This window comes from Tabrizicola fusiformis, from assembly GCF_013328815.1.
Classification (GTDB): domain Bacteria; phylum Pseudomonadota; class Alphaproteobacteria; order Rhodobacterales; family Rhodobacteraceae; genus Fuscibacter.
This window is the reverse complement of record NZ_JABUHN010000006.1, coordinates 213,506-231,907: the sequence shown is the minus strand read 5'-3', so window position 1 is coordinate 231,907 and position 18,402 is coordinate 213,506. Positions and strand designations below refer to the sequence as shown.

Below are 18,402 nucleotides of genomic sequence, written 5' to 3'. Positions count from 1 at the left end.
ACCGTCATGGCATGGCGTCTGCGGCTGGTCCCGGAAAAGACCAACATCGACTTCTTCAAACTTCAGTTCATCACCTTCGGCGTCTCGGCGCTGGCGGTGGTGGTCTCGCTTCTGGCGGTGGCCATTCTTGGGCTGAACTTCGGCATCGACTTCAAGGGCGGCACCACGATCCGCACCGAAAGCACGCAGGCAGTGGACATCGGCGTCTACCGCGATGCGATGTCAACGCTCGAGCTGGGCGATGTCTCGATCACCGAGGTGTTTGACCCAAGCTTCCGCGCCGACCAACATGTGGCGATGATCCGCATCCAGGCCCAGGAAGGCGCCGAAGCAGTCACGCCGGAAACCATCGGCGTGATCGAGGCAGCGCTCAAGGCGGTTGACCCGGCGATCACCTTTCCTTCGGTGGAATCGGTGGGGCCCAAGGTCTCGTCCGAGCTGATCTGGTCGGCCCTATTGGCGGTGGCGGCCGGCGCGGCGGGAATCTGGGTCTATGTCTGGATCCGTTTCGAGTGGCAGTTCGCGGTGGGCACGGTCGCGGCGCTGATCCACGACGTCGTGGTGACGGTCGGGGTTTTTGCCATCTTCGGGCTGAAATTCGATCTGACCATCGTGGCGGCGCTGCTGACCATTCTGGGCTATTCGGTCAACGACACCGTGGTGATCTTTGACCGGCTGCGCGAGAATTTGGCGAAGTACAAGACCATGCCGCTGCGCGAGATGATGAACCTGACGGCGAATGAAACCCTCAGCCGCACCATCATGACCGCGACCACCACCATGCTGTCACTGATCGCGCTGATCGTCTTCGGCGGCGATGTGATCCGCGGCTTCGTCTTTGCGATGCTGTTCGGGGTGATCATCGGCACCTATTCGACGCTTTATGTCGCCAAGAATATCGTGTTGTTCCTTGGCCTTGACCGCAGCGACAAGCCGAAGGGCGGCAAGCCCGCAAGCCACGAATTCGCCAATATCGACGCCTGAGCCATGCGCCTGACCGAGATCAGCTATGGCTCTGCCCAGCCGATCGAGGGCTATGGCCCGGGGTTCTTCCGGCTGGGCACCCATGTGCTGCGCGGTGCCTGCCTGATCACGCCATGGGATGCCGGGCCATGGGGCGGGCTTGAGGATCTGGCGACGCCTCTGGCAATGGCAGGGCGGATCGACGTGCTGCTGCTGGGCCTTGGCGCCGAGATTGCCCCGGTGCCCCGCGCCTTCCGCGAGGCGCTGGAGGCCGAAGGGATCGGAGTGGAGCCGATGAATTCGCCCGCCGCCTGCCGCACCTATAACGTTCTGCTGGGCGAGGGCCGCCGGATTGCGGCGGCCCTGCTTCCGGTGGTCTGACGCAATTTCTTCGAAGAAATTTGCAAAATCCTTCGAAGGTTTTTTGGCATCACCAGAGGTGATGCACCTCGGGCCGGATCAGCCGGTCATAAACTTCCCGCGCAGCCTGCATCACCTCGGACGACAGCGGCGGCAGATTGGCCGCTTCGGCATTGGCCCGCGCCTGCGCCGGGGATTTGGCGCCGGGGATCACCACGCTGACCGCCGGGTCCATCAGAATCCAGCGCAGCGCGAAGGCCGCCATGGCCTGCCCCTGCGGCACCAGCGGGCGCAGCGCCTCGACCGCTTCCAGCGCGAGGTCATAGGGCACGCCCGAGAAGGTCTCGCCCTTGTCGAAGGCTTCGCCGTTGCGGTTGAAACTGCGGTGGTCATCGGCGGCAAAGGCGGTGTCGCGGGCCATCTTGCCGGTCAGGAGCCCCGAGGCCAGCGGCACCCGGGCGATGACGGCGACATTGGCCGCCTCGGCCTCGCGGAAAAACACTTCGGCGGGGCGCTGGCGGAAGAGGTTGTAGATGATCTGCACCGAGACCACGCCGGGCCAGCGAATGGCCCGCCGCGCCTCTTCCACGGTTTCGACCGAGACGCCGTAATCGGCAATCTTGCCCTTGGCCTTGATCGCATCCAGCGCGGCAAACATCGCCGGATCGTCGTAGACCGGGGTGGGCGGGCAGTGCAGTTGCACAAGGTCCAGCCGCTCAACCCCCAGATTGGTCAGCGAGCGGTCGATGAACGCCTCGATCGCGGCGCCGGTATAGGCGCTGGCCACATGCGGGTTCAGCCGCCGCCCGGCCTTGGTGGCGACGAAGGGGCGGACGCCGCCGCGTTCGGCCAGAACCTCGCGGATGATTCGTTCGGACCGGCCGTCGCCATAGACATCCGCCGTGTCGATGAAGGTGACCCCGGCATCCAGCGCGGCGTGCAGCGCGGCCTTGGCTTCGTCCAGCGTCACTTCGCCCCAGGTGCCGCCGATGGCCCAGGCGCCAAAGCCGAGGCGGGTCACGGTCTGGCCGGTGCGGCCGAAGGGATTGGTCTGCATCTGTCGCTCCTGTTACCGGCCCCGGAGAGTTTCGCACCCTCCGGACCTCCCGCGGGATATTTGGCGGGAGAGGATGAGAAGGGCAAGACCGTGCGGGCGGCGATGGCCCTTTTCGTGGCGGCGGGCATCGGGTAGGGCTGGGGCATGACGCTGTTGTCCGTAAAAGATCTTGCTGTGGCGCGCGGCGATCTGCCGGTGCTGGAAGGGGTGGGCTTTGCCCTTGCCCCGGGCGAGGCGTTGGTGCTGCGGGGGCCGAATGGCATCGGCAAGACCACGCTTTTGCGCACGGTGGCGGGGTTGCAGCCGCCGCTGGCGGGGCAGGTCGTGGCGGCGCCCGAGGCGGTGGCCTATGCCGCCCATGCCGACGGGGTGAAGGCGGTGCTGACGGTGGACGAGAATCTGGGGTTCTGGGCCGGGGTGTTCGGTCAGGACCGGGTTGCGGAGGCGCTTGACCGGATGAACCTGCGCGCGCTGGCCGACCGGCGGGCGGCCAATCTTTCGGCGGGGCAGAAGCGGCGGCTGGGGCTGGCGCGGCTCTTGGTCACCGGGCGTCCGGTCTGGGTGATGGACGAGCCGACGGTCTCGCTGGATGCGGCCTCGGTGGCGCTTTTCGCGCAGGCGGTGGCACGGCATCTGGCGGCGGGCGGCGCGGCGCTGATCGCCACCCATATCGACCTTGGCCTTGCCACGGCGCGGATGCTGGACCTGACCCCCTTCAAGGCCCGCCCGCCCGAGGATGGCGGACGGCGCGGCGCCTTTGACGAGGCCTTTGCATGATCGGCCTCTTGATCCGGGATTTGCGGCTGGCGGTGCGGGCCGGGGGGGGCTTTGGCCTGGGGTTGGCGTTTTTCCTGCTGGTGGCGGTGATCGTGCCTTTGGGCGTGGGGCCGGAGGCCGCAACGCTGGCCAAGATCGCGCCGGGCATCCTGTGGGTGGGGGCGCTCCTCTCCTGCCTGTTGTCGCTGGACCGGATCTTTGCGCTGGATTTCGAGGATGGCTCGCTGGACCTCTTGGCCACCTCGCCCATTCCGTTGGAGGGGGTGGCGGCGGTCAAGGCTCTGGCGCATTGGCTGGTCACCGGGCTGCCGCTGGTGGCGGTTTCGCCGGTGCTGGGGCTGCTTTTGAACCTGCCGGGGCCGGGCTATCTGTGGCTGGTGCTGGCGCTGGCGCTGGGAACCCCGGCGCTGTCGGTGATCGGCGCTTTCGGGGCGGCGCTGACCGTGGGGCTGAAACGGGGCGGGCTGTTGATGAGCCTTCTGGTGCTGCCGCTCTATATCCCGACCTTGATCTTTGGCGCCGAGGTGGTCAAACGGGGGGCGGCGGGGCTGTCGGTGGGCACGCCGCTGGCGCTTTTGGCCGGGATCACCGCCGGGTCGCTGGCGCTGTTGCCCTTTGCGGCGGCTGCGGCAATCCGCGTCAACCTCCGTTAGCGCCCGATGTGGTAGGAAGAGCCGTAACCGTGGGACGAGCCATGTCGATCTGGGAATATGCCAACCCCAAGCGCTTCATGCAGACCTCGGGCCTGCTTTTGCCCTGGGTCAGCGGGGTGGCGGCGCTGTGCCTGATGGCGGGGCTGGTCTGGGGCTTTTTCTTCACGCCGGTCGCCGACAAGTTCGGCGCGACGGTCAAGATCATTTATCTGCATGTGCCGGCGGCGATGATGGCCACCTCGGCCTGGGCGATGATGCTGGTCACCTCGCTGATCTGGCTGGTGCGGCGGCATCATGTGTCGGCGCTCTCGGCCAAGGCGGCGGCGCCGGTGGGGCTGGTCTTTACGGTGATCGGCCTGATCACCGGGGCGATCTGGGGGCAGCCGATGTGGGGCACCTGGTGGGCCTGGGATCCGCGGCTGACGGCCTTTCTGATCCTGTCGCTGTTCTATCTGGGCTATATCGCGCTTTGGGCGGCGGTAGAGAACCCGGATACCGCGGCTGACCTGACTTCGGTGCTGTGCATCGTCGGATCAGTATTTGCCTTCCTGTCGCGCTATGCGGTGCTGTTCTGGAATCAGGGGCTGCATCAGGGGGCGACGCTGTCGCTGGATAAGGAAGAGAACATCTCGGATGTCTACTGGTTCCCGCTTCTGCTGTGCATTGCGGGGTTTGTGCTGTTGTTCGTGGCGCTGGTACTGCTGCGCACCCGGACCGAAATCCGGGCGCGGCGGCTGGCGGCGCTGATGGCGCGGGAGAGGCTGGCATGATGCCGGAGCTGGGGAAATATGCGGGCGTGGTGCTGTGGTCCTATGCGGCCACGATCGCGCTTCTGGTGCTGGTGGTGGGCTGGTCGCTGTGGCGGGGGGCGCAGGTGAAGCGGCAGTTGCGCGAGGTTGAGGCACGGCAGGGCAAGAACCATGGGTAGGATTTTGATGGCGCTGCCGCCGCTGTTGTTTCTGGCGCTGGCGGCGATGTTCTGGTGGGGCATGGGGCGCGAGAATGTGGGCCAACTGCCCTCGACCTTCATCGGTCAGCCGGCGCCGCCTTTGGGAACCGGAGTTCTGCCCGGCATTCCGGGGGTGACTTCGGCCGATCTGGCAGGCGGCAAGGTGACCATCGTCAATTTCTGGGCAAGCTGGTGCCCGCCCTGCCGGGCCGAGCATCCGACGCTCAAGGCGCTGTCCGAAGAAGGGCTGCATGTGGTCGGCGTCAACATGATGGACCGTGAGGCCGATGCGCTGGCCTTTCTGGGGGAGGCGGGCAATCCCTTTGCCGGCGTGGTGTTCGATCCACGCGGCAAGACAAGGCTGGATTGGGGCGTCACCGCCCCGCCCGAGACCTTCATCCTGAACGGCGATGGCACGGTGGCCTATCGCTTCATCGGGCCGATGGTGGGCGATGATTACCAGCAACGCTTCCGCCCCGAGCTGGAAAAGGCGCTGGCGGCGCAGTAGGGCGCAAGTTTCTTGCAAGAAACTTGCAAATTCCTTGCAAGGAATTTGGCGCGGGAGGTTGTCGGCGTGCCCGTGGCGGGCCGGGCAGGGGGGCTGTCTGCCCCCCACCGGCGCCCTGCAGGCGCCGCCGCCCGAGGATATTTGGGCCAAGATGAAGGTCAGAAGACCGCAATCACCAGCGCAAGGGCCGACAGCAGCGCCATGGCGGTGAGATCGGCCCAGAGCGGGCTGGTCCGGGTTTCGGTTCTGGCGGTGGGGCGCATTTCTGTCTCCTCTTGTCCTGAAGGCAGGATGCGCGCGGCGGGTTAACAAAGCACAAAGGCCCGGAGGTTTCCCTCCGGGCCTTGTTTGCCGGTCTTGCCGGATCAGGAGGCGGCGAGGTTGCGCAGGACGTAATGCAGGACGCCGCCGTGTTCGACGTATTCGATCTCGATTTCGGTATCGATCCGGCACTTGATCTGGATCGTCTTCACCGTGCCGTCGCCGTAGGTGATGGTGCAGGGCACCAGCGACAGCGGCTTCAGATCGCCGGCGAGGCCCGCGATGCTGACCACTTCATCGCCCTTGAGGCCCAGCGACTTGCGGGTGTCGCCATTGGTGAACTCGAACGGGATCACGCCCATGCCGACGAGGTTGGAGCGGTGGATACGCTCGAACGACTCGGCGATGACCGCCTTGACGCCCAGAAGTGCTGTGCCCTTGGCGGCCCAGTCGCGCGAAGACCCGGCGCCGTATTCGATGCCGCCGAAGATCACCAGCGGGGTGCCCTGTTGCTGATAGGCCATCGAGGCGTCGAAGATCGAGGTCTGCACCCCGTCCGGCCCCTTGGTGTAGCCGCCTTCGACACCGTCCAGCATCTCGTTCTTGATACGGATATTGGCGAAGGTGCCACGCATCATCACCTCATGGTTGCCGCGACGGGCGCCATAGGAGTTGAACTCGGAGACCGGAACCTGACGCTCGGTCAGATACTTGCCCGCCGGAGTGGTGGGCTTGAACGAACCTGCGGGCGAGATGTGGTCGGTGGTGATCATGTCGCCCAGAAGCGCCAGAACCCGGGCGCCCGAGATATCGGCGATGGTGCCCGGCGTTTTGGCCATGCCTTTGAAATAGGGCGGGTTCTGGATATAGGTCGAGGTCGGCGGCCAGTCATAGGTCTCAGAGTCGGTGGTTTCGACCGCCTGCCATTTGGCATCGCCCTTGAACACATCGGCGTATTTTTTCAGGAAGGCTTCGCGGGTGACGACTTCGTTCACCAGATCGGCGATTTCCTTGTTGGTCGGCCAGATGTCTTTCAGGAACACCGGCTTGCCGTCTTTCGAGGTGCCGAGCGGTTCCTTGGTCAGGTCGATGTTCATGTCGCCGGCCAGCGCATAGGCCACGACCAAGGGCGGCGAGGCGAGGTAGTTGGCGCGGACGTCGGGCGAGATGCGGCCTTCGAAGTTGCGGTTGCCCGAGAGGACGGCGGTGGCGACCAGATCGCCCTCGTTGATCGCCTTGGAAATCTCGGGTTGCAGCGGGCCCGAGTTGCCGATGCAGGTGGTGCAGCCATAGCCGACCAGGTTGAAGCCGACGGCGTCAAGGTCTTCCTGCAAGCCCGCAGCGTTCAGGTATTCCGACACGACCTGCGAGCCGGGGGCGAGCGAGGTTTTCACCCAGGGCTTGCGGTTCAGACCCAGGGCGCGGGCCTTGCGCGCCACAAGGCCAGCCCCGATCAGCACATAGGGGTTCGAAGTGTTGGTGCAGGAGGTGATCGAGGCAATCACCACCTTGCCCGAGGACATGGTGTAATCTTCGCCCTCAACCGCGACTTCGACGCCCATCGGACGCTTGAAGCTGGCTTCCATTTCCTTGGCGAACGAGGTTTTGGCATCGGTCAGCGGCAGATAGTCCTGCGGGCGCTTCGGGCCGGAGATCGCCGGAACGATGCTGCCCATATCCAGATGCAGGGTCGAGGTGTAGACCGGATCGTAGGCTTCATCCCGCCACATGCCGTTGGCCTTGGCATAGGCTTCGACCAGCGCGATGCGGCCCTCATCGCGGCCGGTGCCGCGCAGGTAGCGCAGGGTTTCATTGTCGATCGGGAAGAAGCCGCAGGTGGCGCCGTATTCCGGCGCCATGTTGGCGATGGTCGCCCGGTCGGCCAGCGGCAGGCGGTCAAGACCCTCGCCGTAGAATTCGACGAACTTGTTCACCACGCCATGCTTGCGCAGCATCTGCACGACCTTCAGCACAAGGTCGGTCGCCGTGGTGCCTTCCATCATCTCGCCGGTCAGCTTGAAGCCGACGACTTCGGGGATCAGCATGGAAACCGGCTGGCCCAGCATCGCGGCTTCCGCCTCGATCCCGCCCACGCCCCAGCCCAGAACGGCAAGGCCGTTGACCATGGTGGTGTGGCTGTCGGTGCCGACCAGCGTATCGGGGTAGGCCACAAGGTTGCCGTCTTGATCGGTGTCGGTCCAGACGGTCTGGGCCAGATATTCAAGGTTCACCTGATGGCAGATGCCGGTGCCCGGCGGCACCACGCGGAAGTTGTTGAACGCCTTTTGCCCCCATTTCAGGAAGACATAACGCTCCATGTTCCGCTCATATTCGCGGTCCACGTTGGCCTGAAAGGCGCGGGGGGTGCCGAATTCGTCGATCATCACCGAGTGGTCGATGACCAGATCGACCGGGTTCAGCGGGTTGATCTTCTGCGCGTCGCCGCCAAGGCCAAGGATGCCGTCGCGCATCGCGGCCAAGTCCACCACCGCCGGAACGCCGGTGAAGTCCTGCATCAGCACGCGGGCCGGGCGATAGGCGATTTCGCGCGGGTTCTTGCCACCCAGCTTGCCCCAGTCGGAAAAGGCGCGGATGTCATCGACCGAAACGGTCTTGCCATCCTCGAACCGCAGCATGTTTTCCAGCACCACTTTCAGAGCGGCGGGAAGCTTGGCGAACTCGCCCAGACCGGCGGCTTCAGCGGCGGGGATCGAATAATAGGAGACGGTCTGGCCGCCTGCAGTCAGGCTCTTGCGGGTCTTCTGGCTGTCGTGTCCAACGGTGACGGTCATGCGGGCCTCCTCATGGCTGGCGTCCTTGCGGGGTTGATGCCGAAGAGGGCGGCACGACGCAAGGGAATCGTAGGGGTCGGGTGGCATTGTATGCAATTGTATGCCGAAATGCCAGCCCCTCTTTTCGATCTTTCCGGTGCAGAAGCCCGGCCTTGGCGCCTCGCAAAACCTTGATTGGCGCGCCGCTTCGGGCTTTTGTAGAAGGAAGGGGCCTGACGGGGAACGGAACCAAGCCATGATGCGACAGATTGTCAGTGCCGCCTGCGGCCTTGGGTTTTGTCTGACCGCGCCCCAGCTTGCCGGGGCCGAGGGCGTTTCGGAGCCCGGCGTGGTGGTGGAACTTTACACTTCGCAGGGCTGTTCCTCTTGCCCGCCTGCCGATGCGCTGATGGAAGAGCTGGTGCGTCAGCCGGGGGTGATCGCCCTGTCGCTGCATGTCGATTACTGGGATTACATCGGCTGGCAGGATACTTTCGGCAATGCCCGTTTTACGGCACGGCAGAAAGCCTATGCCCATGCGGCGGGCGAAAAGATGATCTATACGCCGCAGATCATCGTCGCCGGGGGCGAACGTCTGGTCGGCAACGAAGGGGCCGCGGTCGCCAGCGCGGTGCAGCGCGGCGCCGGGCGTCAGGGGGGGGTGGCGCTGACCCTGACCCGCGAAGGCGATCTGGTGCGGATCGACGCGCAGGCGGCACAGCCGCTGCCCGCGCCGGTGCGGGTGCAACTGGTGCGCTACCTGCCGCAGCAGACGGTCGAGATTGCCGGCGGCGAGAATGCCGGCCAGATCGTGACCTATTCCAACATCGTGACCGATTGGCAGATCGTCGGCGAATGGGCCGGGCAAGAGCCGCTGGCCCTGACCGTGCCCGCCGCGGGCAGCGCGCCCGTGGTGGTGATCCTCCAAAACGAAGGCCCCTCCGACATCATCGCGGCGGCCCGCCTTCGGTAAGATGGGCAATATTGCCCATCCTACGCGCGTCCTACGCGCGGTCGTCCTTGGGGCTGCCCATCACCACAAAGGTTGTGATCGCCTGCACCTGCGGCAGCACGCCCAGAACCTCGGTGTGCCAGTGTTTGTAGGCGGCAAGGTCGGCCACCTCCACCCGCAACAGATATTCGATGGTGCCGGTCACATTGTGACACTCACGCACCTGCGGCGCGCGGGCCACGGCGCGCTCGAACGCCTCTTGCGCCGCCTTGGTGTGGCTGTTCAGCCCCACCGTGACATAGGCGACAAAGCCCACCCCCAGCGCCACCGGGTCCAGCACGGCGCGGTAGCCCTTGATCACGCCCGAACGCTCCAGCTCCTGCACCCGGCGCAGGCAGGCAGAGGGCGAGAGACCCACCCGATCGGCCAGTTCCAGATTGGGCTGGCGGCCGTCGCGTGACAGCTCTTGCAATATCCGTTCGTTGATTGCATCCATCTTCGCCATGAATTGCAGAAATAGCTGATGTGGCGCCATCTTTGCAATCCCATGCCGCAGGATTTCACCGATCCTTGCGCCATGACATATGATCTCCTCCTTGCGCTCCTCGGCTTTGCCTTCGTCACCTCGGTCACGCCGGGGCCGAACAACCTGATGCTGATGGCCTCGGGCGCCAATTTCGGCTTTCGCCGGACGCTGCCGCATATGCTTGGCATCTCGCTGGGCTTTGTCGTGCTGGCGGGCGCGGTGGGGCTTGGGCTGGCCGGGCTCTTGCACGGCTTTCCACTCGCGATGCTCGCGCTCAAGGCGCTTGCCGTGGGTTATATGCTGTGGCTCGCGTGGAAGATCGCCCATGCCGCCGCCCCGGGCGAGGGCAGGGCGGGCGGCAGACCGATGAGCCTGCTGCAAGCGGCCCTCTTCCAATGGGTCAATCCCAAGGCTTGGGCCATGGCCCTTGGCGCCATCGCGGTCTATGCGCCGGGCGGGCGCATCGCGGAAATCGCCCTTGTCGCCGCGATTTTCTCGCTGGTGAACCTGCCCACCGTCGGCCTCTGGGCCTGGGCGGGCGAGGCTTTGCGCCACTGGCTGTCGGATGCGCGGCGGCTGCGGGTCTTTAACCTGACGATGGCGGCGGCGCTGGTCGCCTCGCTCTGGCCGGTCCTGAAAATGTGAAGGGCGCCCGAAGGCGCCCCCCCCCCCGTTACTTCACCCGCGTCCAGGTGCCGCCATCGCGGCAGATGCCCAGCACACAGCCTCTGACCGCCAGCGAGTTGCCCGAAAGCTGCATGTCCGAGCTATAGGTCTTGTCGCGGTCCGGCGACCAGATCTTGCCGTCGTCATAAAGACCGTCGGGATAGGCCACCATGTCCCAGACGATCTTCTTGCCGACATTGGGGCTGTCGATTTCCTTGCCCGAGCCGTCGAACGCCTTGATCAGCGTGCCGCAAAAGGCCGGGCCGCAGGGCTTGATCTGGACATAGCCGAAATTGCCATTGTCGTCGGGCTTGGTCTTCCAGGTGCCTTCCACCGGGTCTGCCGCAAAGGCCGCCCCGGCGCCGACCGACAGCACCGCCGCGAGAATCAGTTTCTTCAGCATGGGTTCCTCCTCCCAAAGTTCCTTGCGTCGATCATCCGCGACAGGATGCCCGGCAGGCAAGCATGACGTGAGGTCGCGCCCCGCTTGGCAATCCGCGCGGCCCGTGCCAAAGGAAGTGCCACCGCAAAACCGGAGTGCCCGATGATCCTCTATCCCGCCATCGACCTGAAAGACGGCCAATGCGTGCGCCTCCTGCGGGGCGAAATGGCGGCGGCCACGGTGTTCGGCGACGATCCCGCGGCGCAGGCGCTGAAGTTTCAGGCGGCCGGCTGCGAATGGCTGCATCTGGTGGACCTGAATGGCGCTTTCGCCGGTGCCCCGGTGAACGCCGCCGCGGTCGAGGCGATCCTGAAAGCGGTGAAGGTTCCCGCCCAGCTTGGCGGCGGCATCCGCGACATGGCGACGATTGCGATGTGGCTGGACAAGGGCCTGTCGCGGGTGATCCTCGGTACCGTGGCGGTGGAAAACCCGGCGCTGGTGCGCGAGGCCGCGAAAGCCTTCCCCGGCAAGGTCGCCGTGGGGATCGACGCCCGCAAAGGCTTTGTCGCCACCAAGGGCTGGGCGACGGAAACCACCGTTCAGGCGACCGACCTCGCCCGCAGCTTCGAAGATGCCGGGGTGGCCGCGATCATTTACACCGACATCGACCGCGACGGCGCGATGCAGGGCCCCAACATCGAAGCGACCGAGGCGCTGGCCCGCGCCGTCACCATCCCGGTCATCGCAAGCGGCGGGGTCAGCCGCATGGAAGACCTCATCGCCCTGCGCGACACCGGCGTTATCGCAGGCGCCATCTCGGGCCGCGCGCTCTATGACGGGGCCATCGACCTCGCGGCGGCGCTCACCGCCCTGCGCGGCTGATTTCATCTGTTCCCAAATATCCTCGGTGGGTGAATGCCCCGCAGGGGCAGAGGGGGGCAGACGGCCCCCCTTTCTTCCTTCGCTGCCACAGGCTAGAACCTTGCCATGCTGAAAACCCGCATCATCCCCTGCCTTGATGTCGCCGATGGCCGCGTGGTCAAGGGCGTCAATTTCGTCAACCTGATCGACGCCGGTGATCCGGTCGAGGCGGCCCGCGCCTATGACGCGGCGGGGGCGGATGAGCTGTGTTTCCTCGACATCCACGCCACCCATGAAAACCGCGGCACGATGTTCGATCTGGTCACCCGGACTGCCGAACAGTGCTTCATGCCGCTGACCGTGGGCGGCGGGGTGCGCAAGCATCAGGATGTTCGGGCGCTGTTGCTGGCGGGCGCCGACAAGGTGTCGTTCAACTCCGCCGCCGTGGCCAACCCCGATGTGGTCGCCGAAGCCGCTGACCGCTTCGGTTCCCAGTGCATCGTGGTGGCGATCGACGCCAAGACCGTCGCCCCCGGCAAATGGGAGATTTTCACCCATGGCGGCCGCAAGCCGACCGGCATCGACGCGGTGGAATTCGCCCGTCTTGTTGCGGCCAAGGGCGCCGGCGAAATCCTGCTGACCTCGATGGACCGCGACGGCACCAAGGGCGGCTACAACCTGCCGCTCACCCGCGCCATCGCCGATGCCGTCGATGTGCCGGTGATCGCAAGCGGCGGCGTCGGCACGCTGGACCACCTTGTCGAGGGCGTCACCGAGGGCCATGCGAGCGCCGTCCTCGCCGCCTCGATCTTCCACTTCGGCACCTATACCATCGGCCAGGCCAAGGCCCATATGGCCGCGGCGGGCATTCCGATGAGGCTGACATGACCACCCTTGACCGCCTCTATACCACCATCGCCGCCCGCAAGGGCGCCGATCCCGAAACCTCGTGGACGGCCAAGCTTTTCGCCAAGGGCCCCGAGAAATGCGCCGAGAAATTCGGGGAAGAGGCCATCGAGGCGATCATCGAGGCGGTGAAGGGCGATCGGGAGCGGCTGACCTCTGAGGCGGCGGATGTGCTGTATCACCTGCTCGTCATGCTTGCCGCCCGCGATGTGACGCTGGATCAGGTGCTTGCCGAACTGGAGCGCCGCGAGGGAACCTCGGGGATTGCCGAGAAGGCCGCGCGGTAGCCTTCTGGCCAAGCGGGGCGCCTCTGCCCGGCCCCGGAGGGGTTTTGCACCCCTCCGGACCACCCCGCAGGATATTTTCAGAGAGAGGATGGGGGCAGGCGGGCAGGTGTCCGCTATACCTCCAGATCGTAGACCACGATCCCGTCATAGCCGCCCGCGCACAGGTCACACAGCCGCGCACCTGCGGCCTGATGCAGGGGGTGGGCGTCATAGGCCAGATGGGCGGCGCGGTCGGTGAAGGTCACCACGAAGCCCTCGCCATGGGCGGGCGATTTGTTTTCGTAGTCGCGGTTCGGGCCGGACTGGAACGACAGCATCCCCGGCACCACCCCGACCAGCGACGCGAAATCGGCATAGACCGCCGCCAGATCGGCCCGGGGGGCATCGGGGCGGATGTTGCAGAAGACGCAATGGATCAGCATGGGGTTACTCCGCCAAAGGGGGCGCCTCGATCAGGATGGCGCGGAAATCGTTGACATTGGTCAGGGTCGGCCCGGTGATCACCTGATCGCCAAGCGCCGCGAAAAAGCTGTGGGCGTCGTTCTGGGCCAGCGCCTCGGCGGCGTCGCGGCGGCTGCGGGCCAGCGTATCGGGCGTCACAATCGCGCCCGCCACCTCGGCGGCACCATCCACCCCGTCGGTGTCGCAGGCCAAGGCGTGGATCCGCTCATAGCCGTGCAGATGCAGCGCCAGCGCCAGACAGAATTCGGCATTCGGCCCGCCCACGCCATTGCCGCGCCGCGTCACGGTCAATTCACCGCCCGAAAGCAGCACCACCGGCGCCGCGCCGCGCGCCAGCGTCGCGGCAATGGCACGGGCGCCCGCGGCCTGCTGGGCGGCCACCTCGCGCGCCTCGCCCTCCAGCGCGTCGCCCAGAAGATGCACCTGACAGCCCGCCGCCTCGGCCAGCACCTGCGCCGCCGCCAGCGATTGCGAGGGGGCGGCGATGATGCGGTTCTCGACCGTTGCCAGCCGCGGATCGTCGGGGCGCAGCACGCCCGATCCCGCCGCCAGCGCCGCCGTCACCGAAGCGGGCACCGTCACCTGCCAGCGCGCGAGCAGCGCCAGCGCCTCTTCGGGTGTGCTGGCATCGCCCACCGTCGGGCCGGAACCGATCAGCGCCATCTCGTCACCCGGAATGTCCGAGATCATCAGCGCCAGCATCCGCGCCGGATGGGCCGCCGCCGCCAATTGCCCGCCCTTGACCAAGGACAGGTGCTTGCGCACCACATTCATCGCCGAAATCGGCGCGCCCGAGGCCAGCAGCGCCGCATTCACCGCCTGCTTTTCCGCCAGCGTCACCCCCGGAACCGGCGCGCAAAGGAGCGCCGAAGCGCCACCCGAAATCAGCGCCAGCACGAAATCCTGCGGCCCCAGCCCCCCGAGCAGGTCCAGCATCCGCACGGTCGCTGCCGCGCCTGCCGCATCGGGCACCGGATGCGCCGCCTCGACCAGTTCGATGCCCTGCAGGGGGCGGCCATAGCCATAGCGGGTGATCACCAGCCCCTCGCAGGGGCCCCAGGCCGCCTCGACCGCCTCGGCCATGCGGGCACTGGCCTTGCCGGCGCCGATCACCACCACCCGGCCCGCCGGGCGCGGCGGCAGGTGCTGGCCAAGCGAGCGCATCGGATCGGCCACTTCGACGGCGCGGTCGAACATCTGGCGAAGAAGGTCAGGAGCATTCATGGCGATGGTTCACTTCTGGCGGTGGGGGGGCGCGCAGAGGGGCGGGGGCCCCTCTGCGTTTGGGTTCAGGGCAGCCCGAGGGATGAGGCGCGCGCCACCAGTTCCACCGGCGCCCGGGTTTCGGCGGGCGGGCGCTGGCCGGTCTCCAGCCAGTCGAGCAGGGTCGCGGCAACATCCCGGCCAAAGCGGTCGATGGTGCATCGCACCGACGAAAGCTGTGGCCAGACCTGCGCGCATTCCTCGATATCGTCAAAGCCGACCAGACGAAAGCCCGCACCGACCGGACGGCCAAGTTCGGCAAAGCCCGCCATCGTCCCCAGTGCCACAAGATCGTTGAAGCAGAGCGCCGCATCCGCCCCCGCCGCAATCAGTTCTGCCGCCGCCCCGCGGCCAAAGGCGCGCGAGGGGCGACCGGGCAGGGTCAGCGGCGCCAGCCCCGCCTCGGCCATCACCGCCAGATAGCCCGCCATCCGCTCGCGCGTGATGGGGCGGTCGGGAAGGCCGCCCAGAAAGGCCACCCGCCGCGCGCCCTGCGCGATCAGATGTTCGGTCGCCAGCCTGCCGCCGCGCGCATAGTCCAGCGAGGCGAAGGGAAAGGCGGCGGTATCTTCGGCCACCCGGCGCAGCACCTGCATCGCGGGGATGCCCGCCCGCGCCAATGGCCCAAAACTCGCCGCCTCGCCGCCATAGGTGGGCGAGATCACCAGCGCCGAAACCCCGTGTTCGATCATCGAGCCGATGACCTGCGCCTGAAGTGCCGGGTCTTCGTCGGTATTGGCGATCACCGTGGCAAAGCCTGCCGCCGAAAAGGCCATCTGCGCCGAGGTGGCGAATTCGGTGAAGAACGGGTTGCGCAGGTCGTTGATCACCAGCCCGATCAGCCCGGCATTGGAGGAGCGCAGGTTGGCGGCGCTGCGGTTGTAGACATAGCCAAGGTCTTCCATCGCCCGGCGCACGGCAACGCGGGTTTCATCGCGCACGGCGGGGCTGTCTTGCAGCACAAGGCTGACCGTCGATTTCGACACGCCCGCCTTTGCTGCCACGTCGATAATGGTCGGTCGTCTGTTCACCTCAGCCCAATCCGTGCAGGTCCAGAAGCGTCTTCATCCGCGCTTCGGCCAGATTCGGATGTGCCAGAAGCCGGGCCTGATCGGCAAGCCGGTAAACGGCGGCATAATGGGTAATATCGCGCGCCGACTGGAACCCGGCGGGCATGATGAAATGCCTCTGGCTGCCGTTCAGCCACGAGAGAAAGGCGATGCCCGCCTTGTAGAACCGGGTGGGCGCGCGGAAAATCTCGCGCGACAGGGGCACGGTGGGCGCCAGAAGCGCGTCAAAACCGGGTCGGTCGCCCATCGCCAAAGCTTCCAGAGCCTGCGATGCCGCGGGGGCTATGGCGGCAAAAATGCCCAGCAGGGCATGGGAATGATGCGTGCCGTCGCCCGCGATCAGCGGCGCATAGTTGAAATCATCGCCGGTATAAAGCCGCACACCCGCAGGCAGCCTTGCGCGGAACGCCTCTTCATGGGCCTGATCGAGAAGGGAAATCTTGATGCCGTCCACCTTGGCGGGATTCTCGGCAATCAGGTCCAGCACGAAATCGCTGGCCTCATCGACCGATGAACAGCCCCAATAGCCCGCCAGCGCCGGGTCGAACATCTCGCCCAGCCAATGCAGGATCACCGGCTGCGCGGCGCCGTCGATCAGGCGGCGATAGACGGCGCGGTAGCTGTCACGCCCGGCCTCCAGCGCCGTGAACGCCCGGCTGGCCATCATGATCAACTGCCCGCCAGCCGCCTCAATCGCCTCGGCCTGTTCTTCATAGGCGGCGGCGATGGCATCGGGGGTTGCCATTTCTGGCAGCGTCCGGTGATCGGTGCCCGCACCGCAGGCCACGCGCGGGCGCTGCGGATGGGCGCGGGCGGCGGCCATGGTCCGTCGGATCAGCTCCAGCGCCGTGTCCCAATCCACGCCCATGCCACGCTGCGCGGTGTCCATCGCCTCGGCCAGCCCCAGCCCCTGATCCCAAAGCCCGGTGCGAAAGGCCAGCGTCGCCTCCCAATCCACCGCCGGGCGCCCGTCCCAAGGGCTGCGCGCCGCCAGCGGATCGGAAATCACATGGGCGGCGGCAAAGGCGGTGCGGGTCAGCGCAACCTTGGGCGCGCGGGGCCGCAGCGGTTCGCCCTGCAGGGCATAGGGGGCAAGGGTGCCGTCATAGGTGGGCAGGGTCAGCATCGGCTTGGCCTTTCGCGTCGGTTACAGGCGGTGGTCGGCCTTGATCATGTCGGCGGCCTTTTCGGCGATCATGATGGTCGGCGCATTGGTGTTGGACGACACCAGCGTCGGCATGACCGAGGCATCGGCCACCCGCAGCCCGGCGATGCCGTTCAGCCGCAGGCGGGTGTCCACCACCGCGCCCGGATCGTTGCCCATGCGGCAGGTGCCTGCGGGGTGATGGTCGGTTTTAGAATGTTTCTGGGCATAGGCGATGTAATCGGCATCGGTCTTTACCCCCGGGCCGGGCAGGCGCTCGGCCAGAACAAAGGGTTTCAGCGCCGGTTGCGCCATGATCTCCTGCGCCAGTTTCAAGCCCCGGATCGACATGTCGCGGTCATGGGGATCGGCCCAATAGTTCGGGTCGATCAGCGGTGCTGCGGCGGGATCGGCGCTGGCCAGCCGCACCGTGCCGCGTGACCGTGGCCGCAGGTAGGCCGAGTTCAGCGTGACCCCGCCCTGCGGCATCGCCGCCACCCCCGCCTCGATCCCCGAGCCAAGGCCAAGGTGGAACTGGATATCCGGGCTGCGCGCCGCCGGGTCGGCATACCAGAACCCCCCGGTTTCAAACAGGGAACTGGCCACCGGGCCGGTTTTCGTCAGCAGATATTGCAGCCCGGCCAGTGCAGACCACAGCGGTTTGGCATAGCGGTCATAGGTGTGCGGTCCTGTGCATTCGGCGATCACGAACAGGTCAAGATGGTCTTGCAGGTTCGACCCAACCCCCGGCTGATCAAGATGGGTGGTGATCCCGAGGCTGTCCAGATGCCCCCCCGGCCCGATGCCCGACAGCATAAGAAGACGCGGCGAGCCGATGGCGCCGGAAGACAGGATCACCTCGGACCCGGCCTCAAACAGCGTGCCGTCCATTAGCTCTACCGCGGTTGCCCGGCCCGCCGTCACCACGATGCGCCGCACCTGCGCCCCGGTCCGCACCGTCAGATTGGCCCGCCCCCGGTTCGGTGTGAGGTAAGCCATCGCCGCCGAAGACCGCCGCGCATGGCGCTGGGTCAGTTGGTAATAACCCACGCCATCCTGCGTGGCTCCGGTCATGTCCAAATTGCGCGGAATGCCCAACTGGGCGGCGGCGGCGAAATAAGCCTCGCAGATCGGCAGCGGCGCGCGGGGCTGCGACACGCCCAAGGGGCCGCCCTTGCCATGATAGCGGTCGTCGTATGTGTCGTTGTCCTCGGCCTTGCGGAAATAGGGCAGCACATCTTCATAGCCCCAGCCGTCGCAGCCCATCTGCCGCCACTCGTCATAATCGAGCGCATTGCCTCGCGTGTAGATCTGCGCGTTGATGGTGGAGCCGCCGCCGATCACCCGCGCCTGCGTGTAGCGGATCTGCATCCCGCCCATATGGCGCTGCGGCACGGTCTGCCAGCCCCATGACCCGATGCCCTTGGTCATCTTCGCAAACCCGGCGGGCAGGTGATAGAACGGATGGCGGTCGCGGCCCCCGGCCTCAAGCAGCAAGACCCGCGTGGAGGGGTTCTCCGACAGCCTTGCGGCCAGAACCGATCCGGCCGATCCGCCGCCGACGATGATGAAATCATAACCCAT

General features: G+C 66.3%; 21 protein-coding genes. 12 read left to right on the top strand and 9 right to left on the bottom strand.

The features are described from left to right. The first annotated feature begins 6 nt into the window (after positions 1 to 6). Positions 7 to 984 carry a protein translocase subunit SecF gene (gene secF / locus HS053_RS22330; protein ID WP_241699830.1) on the top strand — a complete coding sequence of 326 codons (978 nt, stop codon included), beginning with the start codon at positions 7 to 9 and terminating at the stop codon, positions 982 to 984. A 3-nt stretch (positions 985 to 987) separates the two neighbouring features. Next, positions 988 to 1,344, top strand: coding sequence for an Mth938-like domain-containing protein (locus HS053_RS11670; protein ID WP_174211416.1), 357 nt, complete (start codon positions 988 to 990; stop codon positions 1,342 to 1,344). A gap of 49 nt (positions 1,345 to 1,393) precedes the next feature. Here the strand turns inward: HS053_RS11670 and HS053_RS11665 are convergent, their stop codons facing one another. Continuing rightward, positions 1,394 to 2,380 (bottom strand): aldo/keto reductase, encoded by a 987-nt coding sequence (locus tag HS053_RS11665; RefSeq protein WP_174211415.1) that lies wholly within the window; start codon positions 2,378 to 2,380, stop codon positions 1,394 to 1,396. Between the two features lie 144 nt (positions 2,381 to 2,524). Between HS053_RS11665 and ccmA the strand changes: the two genes are divergently transcribed. Genes ccmA through HS053_RS11640 form a run of 5 tightly spaced genes read left to right on the top strand, consistent with a single transcriptional unit; the run spans position 2,525 to position 5,267 of the window. After that, complete coding sequence (gene ccmA, locus HS053_RS11660; RefSeq protein ID WP_174211414.1) at positions 2,525 to 3,157, top strand: heme ABC exporter ATP-binding protein CcmA; 633 nt, start codon at positions 2,525 to 2,527, stop codon at positions 3,155 to 3,157. After that, positions 3,154 to 3,810: a heme exporter protein CcmB gene (gene ccmB / locus HS053_RS11655; protein ID WP_174211413.1), complete on the top strand. Its 657-nt coding sequence runs from the start codon at positions 3,154 to 3,156 to the stop codon at positions 3,808 to 3,810. The genes ccmA and ccmB overlap by 4 nt, the downstream gene beginning before the upstream one ends. Before the next feature lie 41 nt (positions 3,811 to 3,851). Next, positions 3,852 to 4,580, top strand: coding sequence for a heme ABC transporter permease (locus HS053_RS11650; RefSeq protein ID WP_174211412.1), 729 nt, complete (start codon positions 3,852 to 3,854; stop codon positions 4,578 to 4,580). Further along, positions 4,577 to 4,738 carry a heme exporter protein CcmD gene (gene ccmD / locus HS053_RS11645; protein ID WP_174211411.1) on the top strand — a complete coding sequence of 54 codons (162 nt, stop codon included), beginning with the start codon at positions 4,577 to 4,579 and terminating at the stop codon, positions 4,736 to 4,738. The genes HS053_RS11650 and ccmD overlap by 4 nt, the downstream gene beginning before the upstream one ends. Next, the gene (locus HS053_RS11640) at positions 4,731 to 5,267 is read left to right on the top strand and encodes a DsbE family thiol:disulfide interchange protein (protein ID WP_174211410.1); all 537 of its coding nucleotides are present in this window, start codon (positions 4,731 to 4,733) and stop codon (positions 5,265 to 5,267) included. Before ccmD ends, HS053_RS11640 begins: the two co-directional genes overlap by 8 nt. A 365-nt stretch (positions 5,268 to 5,632) precedes the next feature. Here the strand turns inward: HS053_RS11640 and acnA are convergent, their stop codons facing one another. After that, positions 5,633 to 8,320, bottom strand: a complete 2,688-nt coding sequence (gene acnA / locus HS053_RS11635; protein WP_174211409.1) for an aconitate hydratase AcnA — start codon at positions 8,318 to 8,320, stop codon at positions 5,633 to 5,635. Between the two features lie 238 nt (positions 8,321 to 8,558). Here acnA and HS053_RS11630 point away from each other — a divergent pair, with 238 nt between their 5' ends. Continuing rightward, positions 8,559 to 9,272, top strand: coding sequence for a DUF1223 domain-containing protein (locus tag HS053_RS11630; protein ID WP_174211494.1), 714 nt, complete (start codon positions 8,559 to 8,561; stop codon positions 9,270 to 9,272). 31 nt (positions 9,273 to 9,303) lie between these two features. On the opposite strand, the gene HS053_RS11625 is transcribed toward HS053_RS11630, so the two are convergent. Beyond that, positions 9,304 to 9,756 carry an Lrp/AsnC family transcriptional regulator gene (locus tag HS053_RS11625; RefSeq protein ID WP_174211408.1) on the bottom strand — a complete coding sequence of 151 codons (453 nt, stop codon included), beginning with the start codon at positions 9,754 to 9,756 and terminating at the stop codon, positions 9,304 to 9,306. Between the two features lie 72 nt (positions 9,757 to 9,828). On the opposite strand from HS053_RS11625, the gene HS053_RS11620 reads away from it, so the two are divergent. Further along, positions 9,829 to 10,422, top strand: a complete 594-nt coding sequence (locus HS053_RS11620) for a LysE family translocator (RefSeq protein ID WP_174211407.1) — start codon at positions 9,829 to 9,831, stop codon at positions 10,420 to 10,422. 28 nt (positions 10,423 to 10,450) lie between these two features. On the opposite strand, the gene HS053_RS11615 is transcribed toward HS053_RS11620, so the two are convergent. After that, complete coding sequence (locus HS053_RS11615; protein WP_174211406.1) at positions 10,451 to 10,846, bottom strand: DUF2147 domain-containing protein; 396 nt, start codon at positions 10,844 to 10,846, stop codon at positions 10,451 to 10,453. Between the two features lie 141 nt (positions 10,847 to 10,987). Here HS053_RS11615 and hisA point away from each other — a divergent pair, with 141 nt between their 5' ends. The 3 genes from hisA to HS053_RS11600 all read left to right on the top strand — a co-directional run bounded on the left by hisA (position 10,988) and on the right by HS053_RS11600 (position 12,879). Continuing rightward, positions 10,988 to 11,707: a 1-(5-phosphoribosyl)-5-[(5-phosphoribosylamino)methylideneamino]imidazole-4-carboxamide isomerase gene (gene hisA, locus HS053_RS11610; protein ID WP_174211405.1), complete on the top strand. Its 720-nt coding sequence runs from the start codon at positions 10,988 to 10,990 to the stop codon at positions 11,705 to 11,707. Positions 11,708 to 11,812: 105 nt separating this feature from the next. After that, the gene (gene hisF / locus HS053_RS11605; protein ID WP_174211404.1) at positions 11,813 to 12,574 is read left to right on the top strand and encodes an imidazole glycerol phosphate synthase subunit HisF; all 762 of its coding nucleotides are present in this window, start codon (positions 11,813 to 11,815) and stop codon (positions 12,572 to 12,574) included. Then, positions 12,571 to 12,879: a phosphoribosyl-ATP diphosphatase gene (locus tag HS053_RS11600; protein ID WP_174211403.1), complete on the top strand. Its 309-nt coding sequence runs from the start codon at positions 12,571 to 12,573 to the stop codon at positions 12,877 to 12,879. The genes hisF and HS053_RS11600 overlap by 4 nt, the downstream gene beginning before the upstream one ends. Before the next feature lie 113 nt (positions 12,880 to 12,992). Here HS053_RS11600 and HS053_RS11595 read toward each other — a convergent pair whose 3' ends face one another. From HS053_RS11595 to HS053_RS11575, 5 genes are all read right to left on the bottom strand, one after another. Then, a complete protein-coding gene (locus HS053_RS11595; protein WP_174211402.1) occupies positions 12,993 to 13,301 on the bottom strand; it encodes a Dabb family protein in 309 nt (102 codons plus the stop codon). Positions 13,302 to 13,305: 4 nt separating this feature from the next. Continuing rightward, positions 13,306 to 14,538 (bottom strand): glycerate kinase type-2 family protein, encoded by a 1,233-nt coding sequence (locus tag HS053_RS11590; RefSeq protein WP_241699828.1) that lies wholly within the window; start codon positions 14,536 to 14,538, stop codon positions 13,306 to 13,308. Between the two features lie 92 nt (positions 14,539 to 14,630). Then, positions 14,631 to 15,635, bottom strand: coding sequence for a substrate-binding domain-containing protein (locus tag HS053_RS11585; RefSeq protein WP_174211400.1), 1,005 nt, complete (start codon positions 15,633 to 15,635; stop codon positions 14,631 to 14,633). Position 15,636: 1 nt separating this feature from the next. After that, positions 15,637 to 16,800, bottom strand: coding sequence for a dihydrodipicolinate synthase family protein (locus HS053_RS11580; protein WP_174211399.1), 1,164 nt, complete (start codon positions 16,798 to 16,800; stop codon positions 15,637 to 15,639). Between the two features lie 21 nt (positions 16,801 to 16,821). Then, positions 16,822 to 18,402, bottom strand: coding sequence for a GMC family oxidoreductase (locus HS053_RS11575; protein WP_174211398.1), 1,581 nt, complete (start codon positions 18,400 to 18,402; stop codon positions 16,822 to 16,824).

Coding starts and splice junctions, on each gene's coding strand:
- secF (WP_241699830.1), top strand. CDS start 7: ATGGCATGGCGTCTGCGGCTGGTCCCGGAAAAGACCAACATCGACTTC.
- HS053_RS11670 (WP_174211416.1), top strand. CDS start 988: ATGCGCCTGACCGAGATCAGCTATGGCTCTGCCCAGCCGATCGAGGGC.
- HS053_RS11665 (WP_174211415.1), bottom strand. CDS start 2,380: ATGCAGACCAATCCCTTCGGCCGCACCGGCCAGACCGTGACCCGCCTC.
- ccmA (WP_174211414.1), top strand. CDS start 2,525: ATGACGCTGTTGTCCGTAAAAGATCTTGCTGTGGCGCGCGGCGATCTG.
- ccmB (WP_174211413.1), top strand. CDS start 3,154: ATGATCGGCCTCTTGATCCGGGATTTGCGGCTGGCGGTGCGGGCCGGG.
- HS053_RS11650 (WP_174211412.1), top strand. CDS start 3,852: ATGTCGATCTGGGAATATGCCAACCCCAAGCGCTTCATGCAGACCTCG.
- ccmD (WP_174211411.1), top strand. CDS start 4,577: ATGATGCCGGAGCTGGGGAAATATGCGGGCGTGGTGCTGTGGTCCTAT.
- HS053_RS11640 (WP_174211410.1), top strand. CDS start 4,731: ATGGGTAGGATTTTGATGGCGCTGCCGCCGCTGTTGTTTCTGGCGCTG.
- acnA (WP_174211409.1), bottom strand. CDS start 8,320: ATGACCGTCACCGTTGGACACGACAGCCAGAAGACCCGCAAGAGCCTG.
- HS053_RS11630 (WP_174211494.1), top strand. CDS start 8,559: ATGCGACAGATTGTCAGTGCCGCCTGCGGCCTTGGGTTTTGTCTGACC.
- HS053_RS11625 (WP_174211408.1), bottom strand. CDS start 9,756: ATGGCGAAGATGGATGCAATCAACGAACGGATATTGCAAGAGCTGTCA.
- HS053_RS11620 (WP_174211407.1), top strand. CDS start 9,829: ATGACATATGATCTCCTCCTTGCGCTCCTCGGCTTTGCCTTCGTCACC.
- HS053_RS11615 (WP_174211406.1), bottom strand. CDS start 10,846: ATGCTGAAGAAACTGATTCTCGCGGCGGTGCTGTCGGTCGGCGCCGGG.
- hisA (WP_174211405.1), top strand. CDS start 10,988: ATGATCCTCTATCCCGCCATCGACCTGAAAGACGGCCAATGCGTGCGC.
- hisF (WP_174211404.1), top strand. CDS start 11,813: ATGCTGAAAACCCGCATCATCCCCTGCCTTGATGTCGCCGATGGCCGC.
- HS053_RS11600 (WP_174211403.1), top strand. CDS start 12,571: ATGACCACCCTTGACCGCCTCTATACCACCATCGCCGCCCGCAAGGGC.
- HS053_RS11595 (WP_174211402.1), bottom strand. CDS start 13,301: ATGCTGATCCATTGCGTCTTCTGCAACATCCGCCCCGATGCCCCCCGG.
- HS053_RS11590 (WP_241699828.1), bottom strand. CDS start 14,538: ATGTTCGACCGCGCCGTCGAAGTGGCCGATCCGATGCGCTCGCTTGGC.
- HS053_RS11580 (WP_174211399.1), bottom strand. CDS start 16,800: ATGCTGACCCTGCCCACCTATGACGGCACCCTTGCCCCCTATGCCCTG.
- HS053_RS11575 (WP_174211398.1), bottom strand. CDS start 18,402: ATGGGTTATGATTTCATCATCGTCGGCGGCGGATCGGCCGGATCGGTT.